The organism is Sinorhizobium sp. BG8 (assembly GCF_016864555.1).
Lineage (GTDB): Bacteria > Pseudomonadota > Alphaproteobacteria > Rhizobiales > Rhizobiaceae > BG8.
Genome location: NZ_CP044011.1, coordinates 1,034,968 through 1,049,984, shown reverse-complemented (window position 1 = coordinate 1,049,984; position 15,017 = coordinate 1,034,968). Strand labels below are relative to the sequence as shown.

Here is a 15,017-nt window from a genome sequence, read left to right as displayed (position 1 = left end):
CCCAGACCAAACCCAATCCATGCTGCAGACGTTCACGGACTACTGGCCCCATATCCTGATCGTCCTGTCGCTGATACTCGGCGTGCCGGCTGCGATCCACGCGACCATGACCAAGGAAGAGGTGCGCGCGGCAATCGGATGGGTCGGTGTCATCGTCCTGTCGCCGGTCCTCGGCGCGGTCATATACGCTGTCGGCGGGATCAACCGCATTCGGCGAAAGACGCTGAACATCCAGCGCGAAGGCATCATCCCCCCGGCCAGCACCACCTCGAGGACTACGACGCTTCGACCGACGAGGTACGGCGGCGTTTCGGTGGCGCGATCACCGCCATGAAGCGGCTGGGTGACGCGGTCGGCCGCTTTCCCATGACGACGGGCAACGACGTCATGCTTCTCGGCACGGGCGATGCCGCCTATTCGGCGATGCTGGAGGCGATCGATGCCGCCGAACGCAGCATCCTGCTCGAGACCTACATCTTCGACCGTGATCCCATCGGCCTCCGGTTCGTGGAAGCCTTTGCCACCGCCAAGCAGCGCGGGGTGGATGTGAGGATCCTCATCGACGCTGTCGGCGCGCGCTACTCCATTCCCAGCGTCGTGGGAGAGCTCCAGAAGCGCGGCATTCCCGTGGAGATTTTCAACGGCAACATCGTGATGGGGCTCAGGCTGCCCTATGCGAACCTCAGAACCCACCGCAAGATTCTCGTTGTCGACGGGCGGGTGGCCTTCACCGGCGGCCTGAACATCCGCGCCGCCTTTTCCGGCGAAATGTCGGGGGACGACCCGGCGCGGGACACCCATTTCCGCGTGACGGGCCCCGCCGTCGGAGACCTGTTCCACATCGCCTACGAAGACTGGCGCTTTTCCGGCGGCGAGATGGTGAACGTGGAAACCTGGCAGATCGCCCCGCCTGCAGAAGAGCCCGGCAGCGGCCTCTTCGCCCGCGTCATTCCCTCCGGGCCGGACAGAAGCCTCGAATCGAACCAGCGCATGCTGATCGGCGCCTTCTCGGTCGCCAAGCACTACATTCGCATCATGTCGCCCTATTTCCTCCCGGATCGGGAACTCATCAGCGCGCTGGCGACGGCCGCCCGCCGCGGCGTCGCAATCGACATCGTGGTTCCCGGCTCCAACAATCTCAAGCTCGTCGACCTCGCGATGACGGCCCAGTTCGACCAGCTTCTGAAGCACGGCTGCAGGATCTGGCGCGCGGCCGGCGTGTTCAACCACTCCAAGCTCACCGTGATCGACGGCACATGGTCCTACATCGGTTCGTCGAACCTCGATCCTCGCTCCCTCAGGCTGAACTTCGAGGTCGACATCGAGGTGATCGATCCCGCCTTCGCGACCGAGATCGAGACACGGATCCACGACGCGCTCGCCGGCGCCACCGTTGTCGACCTTGACGGGTGGCGCAACCGCCCCTTCATTCGTCGGCTGATCGAGCGGATTACCTGGCTTGGGTCACCCTATCTCTAGCGGGGGATAGCACCTGCTCCCTGTCGCGCTTCCAGACCGACTGAAGGTCGAGATGTGCCTTGATGGGAAGGTGATCGGAGGCAACGCGGGCAAGGGGCGTGTCGTGGGCCTCGACCGCTGTCACGAGATCATGGGGATGGCCGAGCGCCCGGTCGAGGGCCAGCACCGGAAAGCGGGACGGGAAACTCGGCACGGCGCCGGACGTCGGGTCGAAGACCGGCCGCAGGCTTGCGAGCGACGATCTCTTGCCGACGCGCCACTCGTTCAGATCCCCGATCAGAAGTGTTGGGACGGAGTCCTCGCCGGCGAGCGTCGCCAGGATCGCCTTCGCCTGCTGTTCACGCGAGCGTTTCAGCAGGCCGAAATGGGCGGCGACGACGCGAAGCCTGCCAACGGCAAACTCGAGGTTCACCACGAGCGCCCCACGTGGCTCCACGCCCGGCAGCTTCAGCTGCTGGACATTGCGCACCGTCCCCTTGCGGATCATCAGCATGTTGCCGTGCCAGCCATGTCCGGTGCTCGAAAGGGCCGTTATGGGGACTGGGACCAGGCCACTTTCACGCTCCAATGCGTTGAGATCGAGAAGGCCGGAGCGCTCGCCGAAGCGCTTGTCGGCCTCCTGGACGGCAATCAGGTCCGCATCGATCTCGGCAATCACGCTGGCGGTGCGGACGGGATCGAACCTCCGGTCGACGCCCACGCACTTGTGGACGTTGTAGGACGCGATCACCGTATCACCGGCGCGTCTGTTCGCCGACAGCGGACGATGCCCCTGCCTGTTGCGGATGGCCGACAGGATGGCCGCGGAATTCAGTCTTCCACGAAACTTGCTGTCCACTGGTTTCCCTCGCTCGATCCTGTCAGCATATGGTGATTGTCGCCCCACCGACAACTGTTCTGGGCCGATATAGGTTCCCCTCGCCTTCACGGGAACACAGGGGTGCGTTGACATCCGCGAAGAAGGATCTCGAAATCTCTGCACTTTTCCCTTAGACCATCGGGACCGCGTCCATGCGAAGGATAGACCCATGTTCGATGCCCTCCACCCCCAGCCGGATGATCCGTTGCTCGCCCTCATAGGGCTCTACAAGACCGATGACCGGAAAGGCAAAGTCGACCTTGGCGTCGGCGTCTATCGCGACGAGCAGGGCGCCACTCCAATTTTCCGCGCCGTCAAGGCGGCCGAGCGCAGGCTGCTCGAAACGCAGGAAAGCAAGGCCTATGTCGGTCCCGAAGGCGATCCTGTCTTCCTCGACCGACTCTGGGAACTCACTGCCGGCTCTGCCGGCCGGGGCCTCGCGACGGCAGCCGTGCAGACTCCGGGCGGTTCGGGAGCATTGCGGCTGGCCGCCGATCTCATCGTGCGCGCCGGTGGCCGCAAGATCTGGCTGGGCGTTCCGACGTGGCCGAACCACGCCAGCATCTTCAAGGCGGCCGGCCTCGAAATCGCCACCTATCCCTTCTTCGACGTCCCCTCTCAGGCCGTTCTCTTCGAGAGCATGGCCGATGCGCTCGCAAAGGCTGCGCCCGGCGATGCCGTCTTGCTGCATGCGAGCTGCCATAACCCGACGGGTGGGGCAATTGCGCCGGAGCAGTGGAAGGAACTGACGGAGATTATCGAAAGCCGCGGTCTCCTGCCGCTCATCGATATCGCCTACCAGGGGTTCGGCAAGGGCATCGAAGAGGATGCCGCCGGACTGCGCATGCTGATCACCCGTGTGCCCGAGGCGCTTGTCGCCGTTTCCTGCTCCAAGTCCTTCGGACTTTACCGCGAACGCACCGGCGCGATCTATGCGGTCGCCGCATCCGACAAGATCGCGTCCATCGCCCGCAGCAATCTCGCGCTCATCGCCCGCGTCAGCTATTCGATGCCACCGGACCACGGCGCGGCCGTCGTCAGCACCATTCTCGGAGACGACACGCTCAAGGCTGACTGGATCTCTGAGCTGAGCTCCATGCGCGGCCGGATCACCTCGATACGCGACAAACTGGCCGCCGGCATGTCGCGGCGATGGCAGTCGCTGACGGCAGTCGCCGGGCAGGAAGGCATGTTTTCGCTTCTGCCGCTGGAGGAAGCCGACGTTTTGGCGCTGCGTGCGAACCACGCGATCTACATGCCGACGTCGGGCCGTATCAACATCGCGGGCCTGAAGAGCGCGGAGGTCGATGCGGTGATCGAGAAATTCCTGACCCTCTGACAGCCCGGCCGTTTCGGAAACCGCACCCAACTTCGTACATTGACATCCTCAAGGAGATATCGGTGACCGTCACGATCTACGGCATCAAGAACTGCGACACGATGAAGAAGGCCCGGATCTGGCTCGACAGCCACGGCATCGGCTATGCGTTCCACGATTACAAGGCAGCCGGCATCGACGGCGATTCGCTGCGGCGCTGGAGCGATGCTCTGGGATGGGAAAGCGTTCTCAACCGGCAGGGCACGACATTTCGCGCCCTGCCGGACTCCGACAAGGAAAATCTGGACGCCTCAAAAGCAATCGCGCTGATGATTGGCCAGCCGTCGATGATCAAGCGACCGATTCTTGACCTCGACGGGCGCTACTTTGCCGGATTCAAGCCGGATGCCTATGCGCAGGCTTTCGGCCTCTAGCGCCAGCCCCTGCGATCAAGCCCTAGGACCGCGCCGGCAGGGCGTCAGTGCAAACCGCCGACCCCGAGAAGCGTCTCGATCGCATGCTCGTCGGCGGCGAGCGCCGCCGGCGTGCCCGACCAGACAATACGGCCGCGCTCCAGAACGATGACCTGCTCGGCGAAATCGAGGGCGCTCTGGATGCGCTGCTCGACGAGGAGGATCGTCATCGCTCCCTCGGCGGCGAGCTTGCCGAAAGCCGCCATGAGCTCTTCACAAATGACAGGTGCGAGCCCTTCCAGCGGCTCGTCGAGCAGCAAGACGGACGGGCGACCGAGGATCGTCCTTGCCGTTGAGAGCATTTGCTGCTCGCCGCCCGAAAGCTGCGACCCCAGGTTCCGTCGCCGCTCCTTGAGCCGCGGAAACATCGCGTACGCCTCCTCGAGCGCCGAGCGGGGTCGATCCTTCAGCCCGACGAACAGGTTTTCCTCGACGGTCAAGGTGGGGAAGACGTCGCGGGACTGGGGAACGTAGCCGAGGCCCTTCAAGGCACGGGAGGAGCTGTCTAATCCGGTGATATCCTGGCCGCCGAGCCGGATCTCACCGCCATAGCGACGGGTTTGGCCGGCCAGCGTGGCGAACAACGTGGACTTGCCCATGCCGTTGCGGCCGAGAACGGCAAGCCGCGAACCGGCTTCGACCGAGAAGGCAATCTCTTCCAGAACACGCGTCTGGCCGTAGCCGGCGCTGAGGCCAGTAATTTCAAGCGACGCTGCGGTCATCGGCATAGCTCCCGAGGTAGGCCTGTCGGACCCGCGGGTCCCTGGTGACGTCCGCCGGCAATCCATCAAAAATGATCTCGCCGGCGGCAAGCACGACCACGCGCCGGGCGAAACGGAAGACGAGGTCCATGTCGTGCTCGATCATCAGCACGGCAAGGTCGGCAGGGAGCTCGGCAAGGGCCTGCTCGATCCGACCGGTATCGCTCTGCGGCACGCCGGCGGCGGGTTCGTCGAGCAGCAAGACCTTCGGCTTGAGGGCGAGCGCCAGCGCCAGCTCCAGAAGCCTCTGCTGGCCGTAGGCAATCTCGCTCACCTTGCGCTCCGAGAGGTGCGCGATGCCGAGCGTCGAAAGCCAGTGCTCGGTTTCCGCGACGACCGACGGCATACCGCGATGGCTTCCGAACATCCGGCCGGAATGTCCCTCGCGCTGTAGGATCGCCAGAGCAATATGTTCTTCCGGCGTCATCTCCGAGAAGAGCCGGGTCACCTGGAACGACCGCACGAGGCCGCGGCGAACCCGCTCCATTGCGCCGAGCCGCGTGACGTCGTCGCCCGCGAGGTGAACGCTACCGGAACTGGCCTTGAGATTTCCCGTCACGAGATTGACGAAGGTGGTCTTTCCCGCCCCGTTCGGCCCGATCAGAGCGACGCGGTCACCGGGCGACATGGAGATGGAAACGTCATTGGTGACGTGAAGACCACCGAAGGTCTTCTTCAGGTTCCGGACTTCGAAGATTGCCGTCATAGGCCCTTCCCCTTGCGTGCAGCGAAGAAAGCAGAAGCGGTGCCGAACAGCCCCTTCGGAGCGAACAGGACCACGGCGATCAGCAGGGCGCCGACGATGGTGAGCCAGTGGAAGGGATTGGCCGCGGAGACCACATCCTCGAACCACATGAAGGAAAGCGTTCCGACGAGGGCTCCGTAGAGCGAGCCGGTGCCGCCGAGGACCAGCATGACGAGAGCCTCCGCCGACAGGGTGAAAGACAGGCTGTCGAGTCCAACGACCTGCGTCGATATCGCATTGAGCGCTCCTCCCGCGCCGGCCACGGCGCCGGAGATCACGTACATCTTCAGCAGGGTTCCCTGAACGAAGGCACCCATGGCCCTTACGCGGATCGGGTCCTGCTTGATGCCACGGCAGAGCATGCCGAAGGGAGAACGAACAAGCTGTCGCAAGATCACGAAAATGACGACAAGGAGCACGATCCCGAAGACGTAGGCCGTCCGTCCCCACAGGTCGAACTGGAACACGCCGAAGACGGCATCGGGCGATATGCCCGCGAGGCCGTCGCTGCCGCCCGTCCAGGCGGATGCCTTGTTGGCGGCCTCGTGTGCCAGGTGAATGATGGCGATCGACAGGACCAGTTGCGGAAGCCCGTGGGCGCGCAGGATGACAACACCCGAGATCAGGCCGGCGGCCAGCCCCGCAACGATCCCGCACGCCAGCATGGCGATCGGATCGGTGATGCCGAAGCTGACTGCTGCGATCCCCGCTCCATAGGCGCCGGCACCGAACAGTGCCGCGTGGCCGAGCGTCGCCACGCCGCAGTAGCCGGTGACGAGATCGAGCGACAGCACAAGCAGCGCAATCGAGGTGATCCGGGTCAACAGCGCGAGGTTATTGGGAAACAGGAAGTATCCGCCGACAGCGATCACGACAATTGCGAGAACGCCGATGCCATCGCGGGTGAGGCGCCCGCGGCGGCCGGACCCTGCGCTGGCGAGGGAAGAGCTCAAGGGAATGGTCATTGTTTGAGCCTCCCGGCAAGGCCGCGCGGGAACAGGCAGATGATCACGATCACGGCAAGGTAGAAGAAGAATTCGCCATATTCCGGCATGAGATAACGGCCGGTGGTGTCGATGCCGCCGAGCAGCAGACAGGCAACGAGCGCACCGGGAATGGAGCCTGCGCCGCCAACGGAGACGACGACGAGGAAGGTCACCATGTAGCGGAGCGCGTAGTAGGGCTCGATCGGCAGCAGCTCAGCGCCGACGACACCGCCGAAGGCAGCGAGTCCCACCGCCACGGCGAAGCTGATCGCGTAGACGATCTGGGTCCGCACCCCGAGGGCGGCCGCCATGGCGGCATTGTCGACCGCGGCTCTCAGTTTCACGCCGAAGGCTGTGCGTTCGATGAAAAACCAGAGGCCGACGGCGACAACCAGACCGCATGCGATCGCAAACAGTCGGTGGGCGGCAATGGAACGGAAGCCTATTCCAACGGACTGGCGCATTTCATCGGGAAGCGGAATCGTCTTCAGGGTCGGACCGAAAACGTAGTTGGCAATGCCGATGATGCAAAAGGTGATGCCGATGGTCATCAGAACCTGGGTCAGTTCCGGGGCACCATAGATGCGGCGATACAGAAACCGTTCGATCGGTATCGCGATCAGGATCGTTCCGGCAACCGCGATCATGACGGCAAAGCCGTAGGCAATGCCAAGGTCACGCGCCGCATAGGAGGCGATGTATCCTCCGATCATCGCGAAGGCACCGTGCGCGAGATTGACGACGCGCATGAGCCCCATGGTGACCGAAAGGCCGATGGAGATCACGAAGAGCACCATGCCATAGGCGAGAGCATCGATGGCTATGCTGAAAACCGTTTGCATAGTGATTGTCCTGAATTCGTCTATCCTTTGCCCGCACTCCCTCTGTCCCGGAAGCCGGAAGAGGATGCGGCAGAGCCGCCCGTCTTGCGTGCCGCCATCTTCCCCCCGTCAAGCCGAGGGGAAGAATGTCAACGGGATCGGGTTGCCCGACCGGCTGGGCGCCCTTACTTCGCGGCGGCCAGTCCGGGATCGCCCTGCTTCTCGAAAGTCTGAACTTCCTTGTTGTAGTAGGTGCCGTCAGCGGCTTTCGAAACCTCACGCAGGTAAATGTTCTGGGTAATGTGGCGCGTCTCCGCATCGATTGTCACGGGACCGCGCGGGCTCTCCCAGGAGAGGCCTTTCACCGCCTCGACGGCCTTGGCGGCATCCTGCTCGCCTTCGGTCGCCTCAATCATCTTGTAGATGACGTGCATCCCATCATAGGCGCCGACCGCGGGGAAAGAGAGTTCGGCTGGATTGCCAATCGCCTTGCCTGCTGCCTCGACGAACTTCTTGTTCTCGGCAGAATCGTGCGACACCGCATAATGGAAGGTGGTCTGCAGGCCGAGCGCGGCATCACCGAGCGCGGGAAGATCGGACTCCTGCGTAAGATCGCCAGGCGCGAAGAACTTGATACCGGCATCCTTCAGGCCGTTCTCGTTGAACGACTTGACGAAGCCGAGCGTCGTCGGACCGGACGGAAGGAACACGAAAGCACCGGTAGCGCCCGAATCCTTGATACGCTGCATGATCGGGGAGAAATCATTCGTCGCAAGCGGCATGCGGATCGATTCGACGATCTCACCGCCCGCGGCAGTGAACCCTGCCTTGAAGGCATTCTCCGCATCGACGCCCGGACCATAGTCGCTCACCACCGTGATGATTTTCTTCACGCCGCTGTCAAAGGCGACCTTGGCCATGGGCGTTGACGTCTGCCAGGTGGTGAAGGAGGTGCGCACGACGTAGGGGCTCTTCGTCACGATCGCCGATGTTGCGGCATTCATCACCACCATGGGGACATTGCCCTGCTCCAGCAGCGGCGTCGCGGCCATCGCATCGGGGGTGAAATAGTAGCCCGCCAGGTACTGCACGCCTTCCTTGACCACGAGTTCCTGCGAGAGCGCCTTGGATTGCGCGGGATCAGGGGTAGGAACGTCGCGGTAGACCACCTCGATGGTGTCGTCGCCGACGGTCGAGCCGTTGAGAGCCATGTAGGCGTCTATACCGGCCTTGAAATTCTTGCCCTGCAGGGCGAATGGGCCCGAGAAGGGACCGATGACGCCGACCTTGATGGTATCGGCATGTGCAACACCGGCCATAAGAGCGGCCGCGACCGCGGCGATCGCAAAGTTCTTCATGATTTCCTCCCTTTGGGACCAGCCCGCGGCCGGTCACATACTCCAGATAGTGGTCCAGCTACCGCAGGGAAAATTGACAGATGAGAAGGTAATGTAAAATGAAATCTATCGGCCACTCCCATAACACAAAGGTTATGAATCGGCTTTTGCAACACCGAAGGATTCGATGGCGGAGAGAACCGCTTCCGCCCGTCGCATCGAAGCGCCGGTGCACACGGCCATCTGCGGAAGGATGAGCCACTCCAGAGTCCAGGCGCTACCGGAACGCTCCTGTTCGTGCACGAGGGCCTGATGCGCGCCAGCGAGCAGTGTCGCGTTGAAGCGTGCGAGAGTGACCAGCACCTCCGCGGCGACCGGGTTCTGCTTGTGTGGCATGGCGGAAGAGCCGCCTCCACCGGAGAGGGTGACCTCCCCACCCTCAAGCGCCATGAGCGCAAGGTCCTGGCCGATCTTCCCTAAACTGCCCGTGATCATCGAGAGCACGCCTGCCAGTTCCGCCACTCGATCGCGCTGGGATTGCCATTGGGGTGCGTCCACGAGACCGAGCGCATTCGCGAGACCGGCGCGAACGGCGGAGGCATCGAGACCAAGCTTTTCGAGTGTTCCGGCCGCCCCGCCGAACTGGAGCGCAAAGCCGTTCGCCAGCAGGTCCTTAAGCCTCTCCACGTGTCTTTCAAGTGGTTGGCGCCATGCGGCGATGCGATCGGCGGCAGAGATCTCGATCGCCGCCTGCATGCGCGTCTTGCCCATGAGGGAATTGGCACCGAACCTGTCTGCGAGCCCGTTCAGACGGTCGACGAGATCCATGACGCGCCCGAGGAGGATGTGGGCAATGCGGCTTGCCCGCAGCATGAAACCGGTATCGACAACATCCTGGCTGGTAGCGCCGAAATGCACATGGGCGCCGTGGTCGTCACCGACGGCAGCGCGCAACTGCCGAACAAGTTCCGGCACGACAACGCCGTCCCGCTGGGTGGCAGTGCGAAGTGCCGAAACGTCCGGCGCGAAGCGCGCGACTGCTTCGGCTATACGCTCCGCGGCCGCGGCCGGGATCAAGCCGTGAACGGCCTCGACTTCCGCCAGCGCTCGTTCGAAGGCAAGCATCGCCTCGATCTCGGCGACAACGGAAAACTGCGCAGCAATCTCCTCGTCTCCGAGCAATCCGGAAAGATAGGGGTGGTCGAAGGGCGAAACGGTCATTGTTCTTTTCTCGTGGCGGCATCCATCCTGGGCCGCAGACAGCGGCCCAGACTATCACGACAGGACGCGGCCAATCCAACATCAAGAGTGCTCGCGAGCCTCAGACGTCGAAGAATACCGTCTCCTTGTCCCCCTGGAGGTGGATGTCGAAGCGATAGCTCGAAGGTCCTGTCGCCTCGGCGATCAGGGTTGCGACCCGCGTGCGATGCTCGATGCGGGCAAGCACCGGATCCTCAGCATTGGAGGCCTGCTCGTCACCGAAATACATCCGGGTATTGAGGCCGACGTTGATGCCTCGGGCAACGATCCAGAAGCTGATGTGCGGCGCCATCAGACGTCCGTCCTTGAATGGAACGCGGCCGGGTTTGACCGTTTCGAAGACGAACTCGCCGGTTGTGCCGTCGGCGGCGCAGCGACCCCAACCGGTAAAGTTCGGATCGGCAGATCCCCGCATCTCGGACGGGCTGTTGTAGAGGCCTGCGCTGTCGGCCTGCCAGATCTCGATCAGCACATCCTTCAGCGGCGTACCGGTACCATCCATGACCGAACCGGTGATCGTGATCCTCTCGCCCTTCGTCTTTCCGTTCACCATCTGGCGCCCGAGATCGCTCTCGTAGACGCCTTCGATCGCGCAGAAATTGGGCGTGAGCCCTATGTGGACGTAGGGTCCGGCGGTCTGAGAAGGTGTTTCCTTCAGGTAGCCAAGCGACTGAACCATCAGTTCCCCTCCAGCCGGTTTTCAAAAAGTGTCGAGCGGCGGCCGCGCAGTACGATATCGAACTTGTAGGCGCGCGCGTCCATCGGGATCGTGCTGGCCCAGTCGAGCGGCGCCACGAGCTGCTCGACCGCGGCACGATCCGGGATGGTCGCGACGATCGGACATTTCCAGATCATCGGATCGCCCTCGAAGTACATCTGGGTGATCAGCCGTTGGGCGAAGCCATGTCCGAAGACGGAGAAATGGATGTGCGCCGGCCTCCAGTCGTTCACGCCATTCGGCCAGGGATAGGGACCCGGCTTGATCGTGCGAAACGCGTAGTAGCCGTTCTCGTCCGTGATCGTTCGACCGCAACCGCCGAAGTTCGGATCCAGGGCGGCGAGGTAGCTTTCCTTCTTGTGACGGTAGCGGCCGCCGGCATTGGCCTGCCAGAATTCGAGAAGAGCGCCGGGAACAGGCCTTGACCTCTCGTCGAGCACCCGCCCGTGCACGATGATCCGCTCACCGATCGCGCTCTCGCCGGGTTTCGCGTAGTTGTGGATGAGGTCGTTATCGAGTTCGCCGAGGAGCGAATGACCGAAGACCGGTCCTGTTATCTCCGAAATCGTGCCGTCGAGGGAAAGCAGCGCCTTCTGCGGGGACCGCAGGACGGACGTCTTGTAGCCCGGCGTCAGGCCGGGCGGGTGCCAGCTTCTGTCCCGGGGGAAAAATGCGCCCGTTTCGGGCTTCGTGTTCGGCAAATCTGACATATCCCTACCTCAGGCAGCCTTTCCGGCGTCCATTTCCTCAAAAACGTGCTTGGCGATCTTGATCGCCCGATTAGCCGCCGGAACGCCCGCGTAAATAGCGACGTGCAGCAACGCCTCGCCGATATCGGCGCGGCTCGCGCCGGTGTTGGCGGTGGCCCGCACATGCATTGCCACTTCCTCGTCGTGGCCCAGCGCCGCGAGCAGCGCAATGGTCACCATCGACCGCTCCCGCTTCGTCCAGGTTGGCCGGGACCAGACATTTCCCCACGCGGCCTCCGTGATGAGCTCCTGGAAGGGCTCGTCGAAAGGCGTGGCAGACGACTGGGCACGATCCACGTGGCTGTCTCCGAGGACCGAGCGGCGCGTCAGCATGCCCTGTCGATAGCGGTCGGAAAAAGTATGCGCATCAGCCATTTGGCGTGTCTCCATGCAAGAGCGGATCGAGGAAGGCGCGCAGCACCGCTGTCAGCGCTTCCGGCTGCTCGACGCAGGGGATGTGTCCCGCGTCGGCAATGACTTCGTAGCGGGCGCCGGGGATCAGCTTCGCTGTCGAAAGCACGAGATCGGGCGGGGTGGATCCGTCCTGATCCCCCACGACGCAAAGGGTTGGCACGGCGATGGAGCGCGCAACGGCGGTGAAATCGGCATCGCGTATCGCCGCGCAGGTCGCCGCATATCCGACCGGGGGCTGGCGCACCAGCATGTTCCAGTAGCCGGCATAGGCGGTGTTTTCCGGACGGCGGAAGGACGGGGTAAACCACCGCTCCATGATGGCGTCGGCGATCGGCTCTAGCCCCCCGCTTTCCACAGCGGCGATGCGGGCGTTCCAGGTTTCCGCAGTACCGATCTTGTGGGCCGTGTCGCAAAGCACGAGCGCCCTCACGAGGTCCGGCCGGGCGGCGGAAAGCCCCTGGGCGATCAGGCCGCCGACGGAAAGGCCGCAGATGATAGCGCCCTTGATCGCATGCAGGTCGAGAAGCGCCGCGAGGTCGTTGACGTGGTCCTCGATCGCGTAGGGCACACGCCCGATATCCGATAGGCCATGGCCGCGCTTGTCATAGGCGAGGATCGCATAGTCTCCCGCAAGGCGAACAATGACATCCCGCCAGATGCGGAAGTCGGTGCCCAGCGAGTTTACGAAGACGATGACCGGCTTGTCCGCCGGACCGCCAATGACCTGATAATGCAGGGTGATGTCGTTGATACGAGCGAATTGCACGAGATCTCTCCTCCCATCCGCAGATTGCTAGCTTGATCTGGTTAGGTAAAATGATATTTTCTGCCCATTCATTAACTGATGGGTTATATGTACCGCGATGGACAGCCGCATCAAGTTCCGTCATCTGCAGACATTCGTGGAAGTCGCGCGACAGAAGAGCGTGATGAAGGCTGCAGGGCTCCTGCATGTGAGCCAGCCGGCGGTGACCAAGACCATCCGTGAACTCGAAGAGGTACTGGGCGTCGCCGTTTTCGAGCGCGACGGACGCGGCATCAAGATCACGCGATATGGCGAAGTGTTCCTCAAGCATGCCGGGGCGGCCCTATCCGCGCTTCGCCAGGGCTTTGATTCCATTTCGCAGGAGCGGCAGGGAGACGGGATACCCGTGCGTGTCGGGGCACTGCCGACGGTTTCGACCCGCATCATGCCGCGTGCGATCTCGCTCTTCCTCAAGGAGGAAACCGGCGCGCGTATCAAGATCGTCACGGGGGAGAACGCCGTCCTTCTGGAGCAGCTGCGCGTCGGCGATCTCGATCTTGTCGTGGGACGTCTTGCAGCGCCCGACAAGATGACCGGCTTCTCCTTCGAGCACCTCTACTCCGAGCAGGTCGTCTTCTGCGTGCGCGCCGGGCATCCCCTTCTCTCGACGCCCCGGTCGGTTTTCTCCGGGCTGGGAGCCTATCCGGTCCTGATGCCGACGCGAGCCTCCATCATCCGCCCCTTCGTCGAGCGTTTCCTGATTGCCAACGGCATTGCCGGTTTGCCGAACCACATCGAAACGGTGTCCGATTCGTTCGGCCGCGCCTTCGTGCGCTCCAGCGATGCCGTCTGGATCATCTCGGCGGGCGTCGTTGCCGACGACATCGAAGATGGAACGCTCGTCGCGTTGCCCATCGATACCAGCGAGACCCGCGGACCGGTCGGTCTGACGGTACGCACCGATGCCTCGCCCTCAATGCCGCAATCGATGCTGATGCAGACGATCAGGGAAGCTGCGCGAGAGGTTTCTGCCCGGGTCTGAGGCGCTGGTCTGGGTTGGCGTCGGCCGATGCTCGCAAGGAATGGTGCCTAATAGGGCAAACCCACATAGTTCTCCGCAAGCGCAGTCGAAGCCGCCCGCGAATGCGTGAGGTAATCGAGTTCCGCTTCCTGGATCTTCTGGTCGAAATCGCCGGTTTCCGGGAAGCGATGCAGCATGGTCGTCATCGACCACGAGAAGCGGACCGCTTTCCAGACCCGTGCGAGTGCACGCGCCGAATAGGCGTCGAGAGCGGCGGCCGATTTCTCCTCGTAGTGCTCCAATAGGCCCGAAAACAAGTAGTGCACGTCGCTTGCCGCAAGATTGAGACCCTTCGCGCCAGTCGGCGGCACGATATGGGCAGCGTCACCGACCAGGAAGAGGCGGCCAAACCGCATCGGCTCGGCGACAAACGAACGAAGCGGCGCGATGGACTTTTCGAAGGAGGGGCCTGTCACAAGCGCCTCGGCGTGATGGGCCGGGATACGCCGGCGCAACTCGTCCCAGAACCGGTCGTCCGACCAGGCTTCCACTTTCTCGTCCAGCGGACACTGCACGTAGTAGCGGCTTCGGGTTTCCGAGCGCATCGAACACAGGGCAAAGCCACGCGGATGATTGGCATAGATCAGCTCGTGGTTGACCGGCGGCACGTCGGCAAGCAGACCTAGCCAGCCGAAAGGATAGACCTTCTCGAACGTGCGGATCGCTCCGGCGGGCACGGCCTTGCGGCTGGGCCCATGAAAACCATCGCACCCGGCGATGAAGTCGCAGTCGATCGTGTGGCTCGTGCCGTCCTTGTCGTAGGTGATGAAGGGCTTGGCACCATCGAAGGCATGCGGCGTCACGTTCTCCGCCTCGTAGACGGCCGGCGTTCCTTCTGCATCGCGACGCATCATCAGGTCGCGTGTCAACTCGGTCTGGCCGTAGACCATGACGCGCTTGCCGCCCGTGAGCCCGAAGAGATCGATGCGATGGTCGCGCCCGTCGAAGGCGAGCGAGAAGCCGTCATGCGGCAGGCCTTCGGCGTGCATCCTTGCACCGACACCGGCCTTGTCGAGAAGTGCGACAGTGCCCTCCTCCAGAACGCCGGCGCGCACGCGCCCGAGAATGTGCTCCTTGCTGGAGCGATCGAGAATGATGTTGTCGATGCCGGCATTGCTGAGCAACTGGCCGAGCAGCAGGCCAGACGGGCCCGAGCCGATGATGGCGACCTTGGTGCGCATGGTTCCTCCCGAACTTGCTTTTACGCAAATTCTGCGAGCCGGGACGCTCCCGGGCAATGGACTCTCCAGTCGGAAAATTGCACAAATCGA

Annotated in this window: 15 protein-coding genes and 1 pseudogene; 4 read left to right on the top strand and 12 right to left on the bottom strand. The window is 63.1% G+C overall.

Translation table 11 applies throughout. The features are described 5' to 3' along the window. Positions 1 to 19: 19 nt before the first annotated feature. A pseudogene (locus tag F3Y30_RS04825) lies at positions 20 to 1,479 on the top strand (phospholipase D-like domain-containing protein). Here the strand turns inward: F3Y30_RS04825 and F3Y30_RS04820 are convergent. Continuing rightward, entirely contained in the window at positions 1,451 to 2,317 is an 867-nt protein-coding gene (locus F3Y30_RS04820; protein WP_203425391.1) for an endonuclease/exonuclease/phosphatase family protein, read from the bottom strand. The pseudogene F3Y30_RS04825 and the gene F3Y30_RS04820 sit on opposite strands and share 29 nt — an antisense overlap. 190 nt (positions 2,318 to 2,507) lie before the next feature. On the opposite strand from F3Y30_RS04820, the gene F3Y30_RS04815 reads away from it, so the two are divergent. Further along, positions 2,508 to 3,677, top strand: coding sequence for an amino acid aminotransferase (locus F3Y30_RS04815; protein ID WP_203425390.1), 1,170 nt, complete (start codon positions 2,508 to 2,510; stop codon positions 3,675 to 3,677). A 62-nt stretch (positions 3,678 to 3,739) separates the two neighbouring features. Beyond that, entirely contained in the window at positions 3,740 to 4,090 is a 351-nt protein-coding gene (locus F3Y30_RS04810) for an ArsC family reductase (protein WP_203425389.1), read from the top strand. Between the two features lie 44 nt (positions 4,091 to 4,134). On the opposite strand, the gene F3Y30_RS04805 is transcribed toward F3Y30_RS04810, so the two are convergent. The 10 genes from F3Y30_RS04805 to pcaD all read right to left on the bottom strand — a co-directional run bounded on the left by F3Y30_RS04805 (position 4,135) and on the right by pcaD (position 12,686). Then, positions 4,135 to 4,851 carry an ABC transporter ATP-binding protein gene (locus F3Y30_RS04805; protein ID WP_203425388.1) on the bottom strand — a complete coding sequence of 239 codons (717 nt, stop codon included), beginning with the start codon at positions 4,849 to 4,851 and terminating at the stop codon, positions 4,135 to 4,137. After that, positions 4,832 to 5,596 (bottom strand): ABC transporter ATP-binding protein, encoded by a 765-nt coding sequence (locus tag F3Y30_RS04800; protein ID WP_203425387.1) that lies wholly within the window; start codon positions 5,594 to 5,596, stop codon positions 4,832 to 4,834. Before F3Y30_RS04800 ends, F3Y30_RS04805 begins: the two co-directional genes overlap by 20 nt. Beyond that, entirely contained in the window at positions 5,593 to 6,600 is a 1,008-nt protein-coding gene (locus tag F3Y30_RS04795) for a branched-chain amino acid ABC transporter permease (RefSeq protein WP_203425386.1), read from the bottom strand. Before F3Y30_RS04795 ends, F3Y30_RS04800 begins: the two co-directional genes overlap by 4 nt. Continuing rightward, a complete protein-coding gene (locus tag F3Y30_RS04790) occupies positions 6,597 to 7,463 on the bottom strand; it encodes a branched-chain amino acid ABC transporter permease (RefSeq protein WP_203425385.1) in 867 nt (288 codons plus the stop codon). The genes F3Y30_RS04795 and F3Y30_RS04790 overlap by 4 nt, the downstream gene beginning before the upstream one ends. A 164-nt stretch (positions 7,464 to 7,627) precedes the next feature. Beyond that, on the bottom strand, positions 7,628 to 8,800 hold the full coding sequence (locus F3Y30_RS04785; protein WP_203425384.1) for an ABC transporter substrate-binding protein: 1,173 nt from the start codon (positions 8,798 to 8,800) through the stop codon (positions 7,628 to 7,630). Between the two features lie 132 nt (positions 8,801 to 8,932). Further along, the gene (locus tag F3Y30_RS04780) at positions 8,933 to 10,000 is read right to left on the bottom strand and encodes a 3-carboxy-cis,cis-muconate cycloisomerase (protein ID WP_203425383.1); all 1,068 of its coding nucleotides are present in this window, start codon (positions 9,998 to 10,000) and stop codon (positions 8,933 to 8,935) included. A 100-nt stretch (positions 10,001 to 10,100) separates the two neighbouring features. Continuing rightward, entirely contained in the window at positions 10,101 to 10,718 is a 618-nt protein-coding gene (gene pcaG / locus F3Y30_RS04775) for a protocatechuate 3,4-dioxygenase subunit alpha (protein ID WP_203425382.1), read from the bottom strand. After that, a complete protein-coding gene (pcaH, locus tag F3Y30_RS04770; protein WP_203425381.1) occupies positions 10,718 to 11,467 on the bottom strand; it encodes a protocatechuate 3,4-dioxygenase subunit beta in 750 nt (249 codons plus the stop codon). The genes pcaG and pcaH overlap by 1 nt, the downstream gene beginning before the upstream one ends. A 9-nt stretch (positions 11,468 to 11,476) precedes the next feature. Then, positions 11,477 to 11,881 carry a 4-carboxymuconolactone decarboxylase gene (gene pcaC / locus F3Y30_RS04765; protein ID WP_203425380.1) on the bottom strand — a complete coding sequence of 135 codons (405 nt, stop codon included), beginning with the start codon at positions 11,879 to 11,881 and terminating at the stop codon, positions 11,477 to 11,479. Then, positions 11,874 to 12,686 (bottom strand): 3-oxoadipate enol-lactonase, encoded by an 813-nt coding sequence (pcaD, locus tag F3Y30_RS04760; protein WP_203425379.1) that lies wholly within the window; start codon positions 12,684 to 12,686, stop codon positions 11,874 to 11,876. Before pcaD ends, pcaC begins: the two co-directional genes overlap by 8 nt. Positions 12,687 to 12,783: 97 nt before the next feature. Here pcaD and pcaQ point away from each other — a divergent pair, with 97 nt between their 5' ends. After that, positions 12,784 to 13,707, top strand: a complete 924-nt coding sequence (pcaQ, locus tag F3Y30_RS04755) for a pca operon transcription factor PcaQ (RefSeq protein ID WP_203425378.1) — start codon at positions 12,784 to 12,786, stop codon at positions 13,705 to 13,707. 47 nt (positions 13,708 to 13,754) lie between these two features. On the opposite strand, the gene pobA is transcribed toward pcaQ, so the two are convergent. Then, on the bottom strand, positions 13,755 to 14,927 hold the full coding sequence (gene pobA / locus F3Y30_RS04750; protein ID WP_203425377.1) for a 4-hydroxybenzoate 3-monooxygenase: 1,173 nt from the start codon (positions 14,925 to 14,927) through the stop codon (positions 13,755 to 13,757). Positions 14,928 to 15,017: the final 90 nt, after the last annotated feature.

What these genes read in the sequence shown, in the direction of transcription:
- F3Y30_RS04815 (WP_203425390.1), top strand. Translation starts at nt 2,508, where the DNA reads ATGTTCGATGCCCTCCACCCCCAGCCGGATGATCCGTTGCTCGCCCTC.
- F3Y30_RS04805 (WP_203425388.1), bottom strand. Translation starts at nt 4,851, where the DNA reads ATGACCGCAGCGTCGCTTGAAATTACTGGCCTCAGCGCCGGCTACGGC.
- F3Y30_RS04800 (WP_203425387.1), bottom strand. Translation starts at nt 5,596, where the DNA reads ATGACGGCAATCTTCGAAGTCCGGAACCTGAAGAAGACCTTCGGTGGT.
- F3Y30_RS04795 (WP_203425386.1), bottom strand. Translation starts at nt 6,600, where the DNA reads ATGACCATTCCCTTGAGCTCTTCCCTCGCCAGCGCAGGGTCCGGCCGC.
- F3Y30_RS04790 (WP_203425385.1), bottom strand. Translation starts at nt 7,463, where the DNA reads ATGCAAACGGTTTTCAGCATAGCCATCGATGCTCTCGCCTATGGCATG.
- F3Y30_RS04785 (WP_203425384.1), bottom strand. Translation starts at nt 8,800, where the DNA reads ATGAAGAACTTTGCGATCGCCGCGGTCGCGGCCGCTCTTATGGCCGGT.
- F3Y30_RS04780 (WP_203425383.1), bottom strand. Translation starts at nt 10,000, where the DNA reads ATGACCGTTTCGCCCTTCGACCACCCCTATCTTTCCGGATTGCTCGGA.
- pcaG (WP_203425382.1), bottom strand. Translation starts at nt 10,718, where the DNA reads ATGGTTCAGTCGCTTGGCTACCTGAAGGAAACACCTTCTCAGACCGCC.
- pcaH (WP_203425381.1), bottom strand. Translation starts at nt 11,467, where the DNA reads ATGTCAGATTTGCCGAACACGAAGCCCGAAACGGGCGCATTTTTCCCC.
- pcaC (WP_203425380.1), bottom strand. Translation starts at nt 11,881, where the DNA reads ATGGCTGATGCGCATACTTTTTCCGACCGCTATCGACAGGGCATGCTG.
- pcaQ (WP_203425378.1), top strand. Translation starts at nt 12,784, where the DNA reads ATGGACAGCCGCATCAAGTTCCGTCATCTGCAGACATTCGTGGAAGTC.
- pobA (WP_203425377.1), bottom strand. Translation starts at nt 14,927, where the DNA reads ATGCGCACCAAGGTCGCCATCATCGGCTCGGGCCCGTCTGGCCTGCTG.